Source organism: Nostoc sp. (assembly GCF_036917235.1).
In the GTDB taxonomy this organism is placed as follows: domain Bacteria; phylum Cyanobacteriota; class Cyanobacteriia; order Cyanobacteriales; family Nostocaceae; genus Nostoc.
The window spans coordinates 144,864-153,796 of the sequence record NZ_JBALDU010000065.1; the positions used below are offsets into that span (position 1 = coordinate 144,864).

General features: G+C 41.9%; 3 protein-coding genes. All 3 read right to left on the minus strand.

The annotated features are described in order from the left end of the window. Positions 1-28: 28 nt before the first annotated feature. Positions 29-3,040, minus strand: a complete 3,012-nt coding sequence (locus V7K44_RS19295; protein WP_334933512.1) for a peptidase domain-containing ABC transporter — start codon at positions 3,038-3,040, stop codon at positions 29-31. A gap of 818 nt (positions 3,041-3,858) precedes the next feature. Further along, entirely contained in the window at positions 3,859-6,327 is a 2,469-nt protein-coding gene (locus V7K44_RS19300) for a putative Ig domain-containing protein (protein ID WP_334933513.1), read from the minus strand. 542 nt (positions 6,328-6,869) lie between these two features. Then, on the minus strand, positions 6,870-8,933 hold a 2,064-nt coding region (locus V7K44_RS19305; protein ID WP_334933514.1), incomplete at its 5' end, for a beta-propeller fold lactonase family protein.

Genomic DNA, 8,933 nt, shown 5'->3' on the forward strand with positions numbered 1-8,933 from the left:
AAAAACCTTTGCCCTCAAGAATGACTAATTACAAGTTTACATCTTGTTGCTGATACAGGTAATAATAATGACCTTTAGTAGCCATTAATTCTTGATGGCTACCTTGTTCTATAACCCTGCTGTTATCCATCACAACAATCATGTCTGCATTACTGACGGTGTTCAGTCGGTGGGTAATAAAAAATACTGTATCACCCTTGAATGCTTTGGCTAAGTTGAGACATATTTGCCGCTCTGTGGGATAATCTAATGCACTAGTTGCTTCATCTAAAACTAATAATTTTGGTCGTTGTAAAACAGACCGAGCGATCGCAATTCTTTGTCGTTGTCCACCTGAAAGTGCAGAACCCCGTTCTCCTACCCGCGTGTTGTAACCGTTGGGTAAGTTCATGATAAACTCGTGGGCGCACGCAACCTGAGCCGCTTCGATAATTTCTTCGGTTGTGGCATCGGGATTGGTGAGAGCAATATTTTCCTGAACGCTACCGTCAAATAATAATGTTTCTTGGGGAACTACGCCTATTTGTCGTCGTAACGAATAAAGTTCTACTTTGGCAATATCATAACCATCAATCAAAATTCTGCCAGACTCCGTTTCGTAAAGTCTCAGCAGTAATTTCATCATCGTACTTTTACCAGATCCACTTTGTCCCACAATGCCGACAAATTTCCCTGGCTCAAATTCGAGGTTGACATTAGAAAGTTGCAGAGGCCCACTTGTGCCAAAACGGAAGGAAACATTTTCATATTTCACTGCTCCCTTAATGGTAGGTAAAGGTATATTGTAGCGGTCTGTTTCTCCTTCTTGTGGGGTATCGACAATATCGCTTAAACGCTCTAGAGACAAGGCTGTTTCTTGGAAGCTTTGCCAGAGTTGAGCTAAACGTAATATTGGGCTGGTAACGTAACCCGATATAATCCTAAAAGCAATTAATTCTCCTAAAGTTAATTGTTGTTGCAGTACTAAATAAGCTCCTACCCACAAAACTAGTAAGCTACTGAGTTTGTTGAGAAAGTTGCTCGTAGAGTTAGCAAGGGTAGAAGTCACAACTGTTTTAAAACCAGCGGCGACAAATCGGGCGTAACGCTCTTGCCAGGAAAAGCGCGATCGCAATTCGATATTTTGCGCTTTTACAGTTTGAATGCCTGACATCACCTCCACTAAATAAGATTGAGTTTCGGCGTTGCGTTCGGCTTTGGCACGTAACTGTCTGCTAATGGTGGGAGAAGCAATTAAGGTGATTACCACAAACACCGGAATTGTGCTTAAGCCGACTAAGGTGAGTTGCCAACTATAAATCAGCATCACACCGATATAAACTACCGAGAACAGAGCATCCAACCCCACTGTTAAGGCAGTACCCGTGAGGAATTGGCGGATATTTTCTAGTTCGTTGATGCGAGTGGAAAGTTCACCCACCGGTCGGCGTTCAAAATAGCGCAGTGGTAGACGTAGTAAGTGGTCGATGATTTCCGACCCTAAACCCATATCGATCCGGTTAGTGGTATCGACAAATAGGTAGGTTCGTAAGGTAGTCAACACTGCTTCAAATAGCCCGACAACTAAGAGTAAAACCCCCAAAATATGTAGTGTGCCAATACTATTTTGAGTGATAACTTTGTCGATAATTAACTGAACGACTAGGGGATTTGCCAAGGCTGCCAACTGCACGAAAAAGGAAGCGACAAAGACCTCTATCAGGACTCGACGGTGCTTTGACAAATAGGGCAGAAACCACCGTAAACTAAAGCGTTCTTGGGGTGTTTGGTTGGTAGCAGTCAGCAGTAATACTCTAACTTTGGGCGGAAAGTCAGTTGGATCGACATCTAATTGTTCAACCAATTGAGCGGGTTTGCAGCGCACAATTCCTTTGGATGGAACACCTACAACTACGGTATTGGCATCTACTTCATATAAAACGGCAAAATTATCACCATAGCGAATCAGCGCTGGTGTAGGAATGCGCGTTACTGAAGCAACTGGTAGCTCTATCAACTGCGCCTTAAGCCCGATTAACTCTGCCAAGTAAGCAGTAACTTGAAATGATATAGTCCCCTGACGTTTGACTTGCTCAGTTAAAATACGGCGAACCACCTCTCGACGAAACGGCATTTCTAGGTGCTTCGCGATCATTTGGAAGCAGGCGAAGGCTGAATTTAGTTCTCCTTTACCGCCAAAAAATGGGTATTTCTGTTTTGATGAGTTCTTTGAATTTTGGGGGGGTGTCTGTGGAACTATTTCGTCTGATGCGTAGGGAATAATATCTAGGTCGTCAGCGCTATCTGTATCTACTCTGGTTTCAGTTACCGCAAGTTCTATCTCATGACTATCTTCTAAGATCAAATCTGACGGATGTATACCAAGCAACCGTGCGGGGTTTTGACCGATAACCTGGATCTTGTCTCGGTCATCTTCTGATTCTAGGCGATCGCTAGGTGAAAAATTCGTGACTGTACCACCGCCACTCACAAACCAAACGCTTTTGCTATCGAGTTGGTTGAAGGGAGTTTTTCCTGAAGGGAGATAATGTATTTTCGCTTGTGGTAAGGCTTTTTCTGCCAGTTCTCTGAGATTTAAGGTAGCGATCGCTTGCTTTTGCCAATAGGAACCGAGAATATCGAAAACTTCTACCAAATAACTGCGGTTCTTCCGAGCTTCGGCAAAAGCTGGGTAGGAAGCCAGAAAGCTAAAATATGCTGATGCACTCAAGGTTAAACATACTACTTCGGTGGAAGCGATCGCTGTTTCACAGGCAACATCGCGCAACAAGCCAATTTCGCCGATAATTTCCCCAGGTTGTAATAATTTTAGGGTGATTGGCAATTGCGTCTGGGGGTCGTATCCCAACAGGCGTACTTGTCCCTCATAAATTATGGTGATGCGTTCCGGGAGACTTTCTTTACCAATGATCTTCTGTCCTATGCGATAGCGCCAGGCTTGCAGTTGTTCTGATAGATTAGCGATCGCTCCATCTGGCAACTGCTCAAACCCCTCTAGGGTGGTGAGAAATTCGGGAAAAGTGTTCTTAATATAAGTCATATAAAACGAGTTAAAGTGAGTAATTAAGTCGAAAATATTAGGGAGTATCTCTTTTACTAACAGTGGCAGTGTTTGGTTTTATGCCAGCAGTGACAAGACTTCTGTGGAATTTAGGTGTTTAAATGTGTAACAGCACAGAGGGAAATTTAGTCTAATTGCCGACCTGTATTTATATCACACGGTTACGATTGTTACGCGTTTTTCAAAATAAAGCATACTGTAAATAGATCGACGACAAGTTATCACTTGGTTAACGCTACATAATTTATACAAAATTAAAATCAATATCAATCAATATTTAGTATTGCAACTATGCAATATGGATACTCATCATCAAACCAAGACACATAAACGCGGTTGTTAAATTTAGCGCTGCCTATTTTACTTTATGATATTCAACATGAAAATATCACAGATGCTTTCCTAAGTAAATATCCTAGTTAAGAATTATGTAATAAAAAAAACTTTAATTTTCTGAATGATTTTTGACAAATTCTTGAATACAGGGATTGACAATATCATTAATGGCGAAAACAGGAGCTTTCCTCCTTAAACATCGCCTATACCTAATTATGAAAGAATTCTCCATCACTTTTTTGCTAGCTTAATTTAATAAAAATTAACTGGTAAAATAAAGATTTTTTATCACCTTAAAGGAGTCAACTATTAAATTTATAAAGGAAAGACAATAACTGCCTTCAGTAAATTTACTAATTTAATTAATAGCGAGTCCATTTAATCACCATGCAGAAAATAACCTCATGCCGCAACCGGGATGAGGTTGTTTAATTTTTCTAAGTAATTACTCACCTTTGATACTAGGCAAGATTGGTACTCAAATTGACTTGCACAATCACATCGTTGTAATCTTTGTCACCACCATTTGGTAAATCTTCAAAACCAAAGGTATTATTTCCCAACAGCCGAATGTGATCTACCTTATCTGAATTAGCACCCAAGAATGTGAAGTAAACATTTTTATTGGCATTGCCATTGAGAATTGCATCGGGTCTGCCATCCACAACAATAAATGGTGCAAACAAAGAGTTCGGCCCGAAAGTGCCAGTGTAATTTGCAGTACCTTGGTTGTCCACTGCCAAGTCAATGCCTCCAACACGCCCACGCAAAGCTGCTTCGGTGTAACCAGCCTGTCCAACAAGGATATCTGCTGTGCCATCACCATTGGTGTCAATACCACCATTCTCATCAGCTACCTGATAGAAGCCGACAAAGTTGTTGTAAGATGCTTCTCTGTTGACTACAAACTCAGCTGTTACCGATTGTGTCACACTACGTAAATCAATCAGTTCGCCTTGATATTTGCCTTGCAGACCAGTACCTAAAGATACCTGTTGATTGGTTGGCTGAATATCTACAACCAAATTCTGAAAATTGAGAGAAAATCCTTGATCTTCTATGTTGTTATTTGTAGCTGAGGAAAAAAGCACATTTGAGAAGGGGGTTTTTCCAGGCAGTACAGCCTGAGTAGTACTGTTAGATACCAGATAAAATCTGAGTTTGGTATCAGAGTCAAATTCTAAAATGTTTTTCAGGTCGGCGGGATTAAAACCATTAGGCAAATTGGCAAGAGTGGAGAAAACCACCTTTGAACGCAAAAGAGCCGCTTGCGTATAGCCTTCTGCACCAGGGGCTATGCCGTTAATCCTACCTTCTTCATCGTCAACAGTAAATACACTTAGTTCATTCACCTCTTTAGAGGTGTTGTTTTTTATCTTGACTGAGAGTTTTCCTGTATCACCTTTAATGTTCAGCTTAGTCTTGACACTAAAGATATCGCCTGTAATTTGTGTCACTACAGCAGTATCGTCAGCAACCGCAAGTTTAAACACATCATTGGCTTGCTCTCCAGCAACATCCTTAGCTGTGACTTTGATGTTCAAACTACCTACGTCCTCATTCTCAGGAGTACCACTGAAGGTAAGGGTAGTAGGATTGAAGTTCAACCAAGTGGGTAGTAGGTCATCATTTTCCAGGGTTGCAGTGTAGGTGAGGATGTCTCCTACATCCGCATCACTAAAGGTGTCAGCTGGGATGGTGAAATTGAAGAGTGTGTCTTCAGTAACTTGTTGGTCTGCAATTTCTTTTACCAAGACTGGAGGATCGTTGACATTATTAATCGTGATTTTAAACACATCACTGGCTTGCTCTCCAGCAACATCTTGAGCGGTAACTTTGATGTTTATACTACCTACGTCCTGATTCTCCGGAGTGCCACTGAAGGTACGGGTAGTAGGATCGAACTTCAACTTATTTGGCAGAGGATCATTGTTTTCTAGAGTTGCAGTGTAGGTGAGAATGTCTCCGACATCTGGATCAGTGAAAGTGCCATCTGGTACAATGAAACTGAAGAGAATACCTTGGGTGGCTTGTTGGTCTGCGATCGCCTTGGACAAGACTGGAGGAGTATCAACAGTAAGTTTAAACACATCACTGGCTGTTTCTCCACCAACATCCTTAGCGGTAACTTTGATGTTTAGACTACCTACGTCCCCATTATCGGGAGTACCACTGAAAGTCTTGGTAGCAGGATTGAACTTCAGCCCATTCGGCAAAGGCGTATCGTTGTCCAGAGTTGCAGTGTAGGTAAGGCTATCTCCGACATCTGGATCAGTGAAAATGTCATCTGGTACAGTGAAGCTGAAGAGAATACCTGGGGTGGCTTTTTGGTCTGCGATCGCCTTGAACAAGAGTGGAGCAGTTAGTACTGAAGCGTAGGCTGCCATTACTTCTGGCTGAAACGCCAGAGTAGGAACAATTGCCCTCGTAGAAACTTTTAGTTCCCAGTCACCACCTAATGCAGTACTCCCCGTTAAGTCATCAGACGCCGCTACTACTGCACCTGTTAATTCACTCAGACGCTGTACAAATGCTTTACCTTGCTCTGTTTGGCCGACTTCGCAGCCATACAACAGCAGTTGTGCATCTGCACTCAAAACATTTGCCCAGTCCATGAGTTGCCAAGCATAATGGTTGAGGGTTTGGTAGCTGAGTTGACTGTTTCCCAGGTAGATTTGCCCTGGTGCGCCGTGAGAAACAATGTGTAAGCTGTTGATTTCCCGATGAGTTGCCAGCACTTGGCTAATTTGTTCAATGCCATTCTGGTCAGGGTCTAAGACTACAACAGAGGTGTTCGGCAATACACCCGCTACCAGACTTTGGTAGTTCTCAACCTGTGAGTCGATGAAAACTAAGTGAGTAGCAGATATTGGCTCATACAAGTCTTGAGTTGGCTCTTTTGCGATCGCGATCGGGATGGTGTCTGACATAATTACTCTTATTAATTAATAGTTTTTTCGTTGCAGCCGTTGCGTGCTATGTCCTGGAAATCACGTAGAAGCAGGATTTTTTTGGCATAGCCAAGGAGTCAATTATTAAACTGATATAAGAATCATATTTGATTTCTGAACAAGATTTTAGATAAAATCCTGATAAAATGGGCTTTTCAGTCTCAGGATGTTTTCAAAAATTAAATCGGAATCCTAATATAAATATAAAAAGCTAATGGTAAACTTCAGTAAATATACTGCCTAAACTTTCGGCTCGATATTACCATACCATCAATAATAATAAATGGCGCAAACAGAGAATCAGCTTTGAAAGTCGCGGTGTAATTAACTGTCTTTTGGTTATTCACCGTCAAAAAATGCCTGTAACACGCTGATGCACAGGTTTAGGACTGATGCAAAGGTTTTATTGGCGATCGCATTTATACATATATGAGTCTATGTAATCACCATGCAGAAAAGAACCTCACCCCTTAACCGGGATGAGGTTGTATTATTTTTCTAAGTAATTACTCGCCTTTGATCTAGGCAAGATTGACACTCAAATTTATTTGTACAATCATATCGTTGTAATCTTTATCACCACCATTGGCTAAATCTTCAAAACCAAAGGTGTTATTTCCCAACAGTCGAATGTGATCTACCTTATCTGAGTTAGCACCCAAAAATGAGAAGTAAATCTTCGGATCGTTATTGGCATTATTATCGAGAAACTTATCCGCTTTACCATTGATAATAATAAAGGGTGCAAATAACGAATCAGATCCGAAAGCACTGGTAGATGTTGCCGAACCTTGATTGCTTACCGTCAAGTCAACGCCTGTAACACGCTTACGCACAGCGGCTTCGGCATAACCTGCTTGTCCAACAAGAATATCTGCTTTACCATCGCTATTGGTGTCAATGCCACCATTTTCATCAGCCACCTGATAAAAACCGACAAAGTTGTTCAATGCAGCTTCTCTATAAACCTTAAAGTCAGCTTTTACCGATTGTCCTACACCCCGTAAATCAATCACTTCGCCTTCCTTTTTGCCTTGTAAATTTGTACCCAAAGATATTTCTTGATTTGTTGCCTGAACCGTTACAGCAAAATTTTGGAAGTTGAGAGAAAAGCCTTCCTCTCCTGTGTTGGTATTTGTGGCTGAGGAAAAAACGACACTTGAAAAAGATGCTTTTCCAGACAGTACAGCCTGAGTAGTACTGTTGGATACGCTATAGAATCGGAGTTTGGTATCAGAGTCAAATTCTAAGACGTTATTCACATCGTCATGCTTGAAACCCTTGGGCATATTAGCAAGGGAGAAGAAAATCACCTTGGAGCGTAAAAGAGCAGCTTGTGTATAGCCTTCTGCACCAGGGGCTATGCCATCAATCTTACCTTCATCATCATCAACATTAAATACACACAGTTCATTCACCTCTTTAGAAGTGCTGGTTTTAATTTTGATGGAGATTTTTGCTTTATTGCCTTTAGTCTTCAGCTTAGTCTTGACACTAAAGATATCGCCTGTAATTAATGTGAATAGAGTAGTAGGAGTATTTTTATCGGCAACCCCAAGCGTAAATATATCACTAGCTTGCTCTCCAGCAATATCTTTAGCAGTGACTTTGATGTTTAGATTACCTATATCCTTATTTTTGGGAGTCCCACTGAAGGTAAGAGTAGCAGGATCGAACTTCAACCAAGTAGGCAGTAGGTCATCATTTTCTAGAGTTGCAGTGTAAGTCAGGGTATCTTCAACATCTACATCGCTGAAGGTGTCAACTGGAAGGGTGAAGTTGAAGACACTATCTTCGGTGGTTTCTTGGTCAAGAATTTCATTTGCCACCTCTGGCGTATGATTGAAAGGCGCACTAAACAACGCCACCGCCGAGTCATCATATCCAGCAGTATATAGATATTTGCCATCGGAGCTGAGAGTTACAGAAACCGCACCACCAAGTCCATCGACACTATCTGTATCATCTTTTTGAACTTCTACAAAACTTAGTTTGCCTGTGGTTGTATCCCGCTCAAACACAGCTACAGCCGAGTCATCATATCCAGCAGCATAGAGGTATTTTCCATCGGGGCTGACAGTAATGGAAGAGACACCACCAAGCCCATCGACACCATCTGTATCATCTTTTTGAACTTCCACAAAACTTAGTTTGCCTGTGGTTGTATCCCGCTCAAACACAGCTACAGCCGAGTCATCATATCCAGCAGCATAGAGATATTTGCCATCGGGGCTGACTGTGAGGGATTTAGCACCAGCAAGTCCATCGACACCATTTGTATCATCTTTTTGAACTTCTACAAAACTTAGTTTGCCTGTGCTTGTATCTCGTTCAAACACAGCTACAGCCGAGTCATCATATCCAGCAGCATAGAGGAATTTGCCATCGGGGCTGACGGTGAGGAATTCAGCACCACCAAGCCCATCGACACCATTTGTATCATCTTGTTGAACTTCTACAAAACTTAGTTTGCCTGTGCTTGTATCTCGCTCAAACACAGCTACAGCCGAGTCATCATATCCAGCAGCATAGAGGAATTTGCCATCGGGGCTGACGGTGAGGAATTCAGCACCACCAAGCCCATC

What these genes read in the sequence shown, in the direction of transcription:
- V7K44_RS19295 (WP_334933512.1), bottom strand. Translation starts at nt 3,040, where the DNA reads ATGACTTATATTAAGAACACTTTTCCCGAATTTCTCACCACCCTAGAG.
- V7K44_RS19300 (WP_334933513.1), bottom strand. Translation starts at nt 6,327, where the DNA reads ATGTCAGACACCATCCCGATCGCGATCGCAAAAGAGCCAACTCAAGAC.